Genomic DNA, 2,173 nt, shown 5'->3' with positions numbered 1-2,173 from the left:
CTCCTGGATGAGCACCGTCTTGCCCACGCCGGCCCCGCCGAACAGGCCGATCTTGCCGCCCTTGACGTACGGGGTGAGCAGGTCGAGGACCTTGATGCCGGTCTCCAGGATCTCGGTCCTGGGCTCCAGCTGGTCGAACGGTGGCGGGTCGCGGTGGATGGACCAGCGCTCCTCCACCTTGAGCTCGGCGGTGGGCACGTCCAGCGTTTCGCCGAGCACGTTGAACACGTGGCCCTTGGTGATCTCGCCGACCGGCACGGTGATGGGGCCGCCGGTGTCGGTGACGGGAGCGCCGCGCACCAGGCCGTCGGTCGGCTGCATGGAGATCGCCCGGACGATGTCGTCACCCAGGTGCTGTTCCACTTCCAGGGTCAGCGTCTTGGTCTCATCGTCCAGCGTGACATCCACCGTCAGGGCGTTGTAGATGTCGGGCATGTCCTCGGCGCTGAACTCCACGTCCACGACGGGGCCGGTGACCCGTGCGACCCGGCCTTCGTGCGCGCCGGTGGCTTCGTCGCCGCCCGCGGCGGCGTTCTCGGCGGTTGCGGTCATGATGACACTCACTCTTTCCCTGCGGCGGCCTCGGCCAGCGCGTTGGCGCCGCCGACGATCTCGCTGATTTCCTGGGTGATCTCGGCCTGTCGTGCCTTGTTGGCCTCGAGGGTGAACTGCTCGAGCAGGTCGTTGGCGTTGTCGGTAGCCGACTTCATCGCCCGCCGCCGGGCGGCGATCTCCGAGGCGGCGGCCTCCAGCAGCGCGTGGTAGATCCGGCTCTCCACGTACCAGGGCAGCAGCGCGTCCAGCACGTCCGGCGGGGAGGGCTCGAACTCGTACAGCGGGAACGCCCCGGCGGGCGGCGGCTCGGTGCTCTCCTCGATCTCGATCGGGAGGATCCGGCGCACGACCGACCGCTGGGTGAGCATGGACACGAACTCGGTGTAGACACAGTAGATCTCGTCCACCCCGCCCTCGCTGGCCGGGCGGCTGAACGCGTCGAGCAGGACCTCGGTGATCTCGCGGGCGTTCTCGCTGCGTGGCGTCTCCGAGAACCCGCTCCACTCGGCGGCGACCTCCCGCTCGCGGAACCGGTGCCAGCTGATCCCCTTGCGCCCGGACACGTAGGTGACCTCGTCGACACCCCGCTCACGGAGCAGCGCGCGCAGGCCCTGCGCCTCGCGCATGACGTTGGCGTTGTAGCCACCGGCGAATCCCCGGTCGCTGGTGAGGATCAGGAGCGCGGCCCGCTCGATGCGCTCGGGCTCACGGACGATGGGGTGGTCGATCTGCGCGGAGCGGCTGACCACCGCCTCGACCGCCTGGGTGATCTCCCGTGCGTAGGGCGCCGCGTCGCGGACCCGCTGCTGGGCTTTGATGATCCGTGAGGACGCGATCAGCTCCTGGGCGCGGGTGATCTTGGCAGTGGACTGGATCGACCGGATCCGCTGCCGGATGGCGCGAAGCTGTGCTGCCATGCCTAGTCCTCGGCAGCCCGCGGCGGCGGGCGCCTGGTTACTTTCTCCCGCTCGACCCGGTCCTCGTCCATCGGCTCGACTGGCTCGTCGCCGTCGCCGTCGCCGTCGCGAACGCGGCCGGGGTCGCGGCCATCTTCCCGGGCAGAATCGCCGTCGCTGTCGCCTTCCCGGTCGCGGTCGTGAGCCCGGCCGCCGTCGCGGCCATCTTCGCCTTCGCGGTCGCCGTCGTCGTCGCGAGCGCGGCCACTTTCGCGGTCGCCTTCGCCGTCGCGGCCGCCCTCGCGCTCGTCGTCAGAGCCGAGCGTCCCGCCGCCGGTGACCTCGAACTGCCGCCGGAACTCCTCGATCGCGTCCTTGAGCATGGTGGCGGTGTCGTCGTTCAGCTCGCGGGTCTCCCTGATCGACGCGTATACCCCGTCCCGATTGCGCTGCAGGTAGTCGAGGAACTCGTCCTCGAACCGCCGGACGTCGTCGACCGGCACGTCGTCGAGATACCCATTGGTGCCGGACCACACCGAGACCACCTGGCGCTCCACCGGGAGCGGGCTGTACTGGGGCTGCTTGAGCAGTTCCACCAGGCGCGCGCCCCGGTCCAGCTGAGCCCGGGAGACGGGATCCAGGTCGGAGGAGAACGCGGCGAACGCCTCCAGGTCGCGGTACTGGGAAAGGGCGAGCTTCAGCCCGCCAGCGACCTTCTTCAT

At 69.9% G+C, this 2,173-nt stretch carries 1 protein-coding gene and 2 pseudogenes; all 3 read right to left on the bottom strand.

The annotated features are described in order from the left end of the window. Nucleotides 1-552, bottom strand: a pseudogene (locus VGJ24_RS03630) (F0F1 ATP synthase subunit beta); the annotation flags it as partial. An 8-nt stretch (nucleotides 553-560) separates the two neighbouring features. Next, nucleotides 561-1,472 (bottom strand): F0F1 ATP synthase subunit gamma, encoded by a 912-nt coding sequence (locus VGJ24_RS03625; protein WP_331499128.1) that lies wholly within the window; start codon nucleotides 1,470-1,472, stop codon nucleotides 561-563. Between the two features lie 2 nt (nucleotides 1,473-1,474). Further along, a pseudogene (locus VGJ24_RS19590) lies at nucleotides 1,475-2,173 on the bottom strand (hypothetical protein); the annotation flags it as partial.

This window comes from Nocardioides sp. (assembly GCF_036493135.1).
Taxonomy (GTDB): domain Bacteria; phylum Actinomycetota; class Actinomycetes; order Propionibacteriales; family Nocardioidaceae; genus Nocardioides.
Note: the sequence above shows the minus strand (reverse complement) of the source record. Positions and strands in the feature narration are given on the sequence as shown.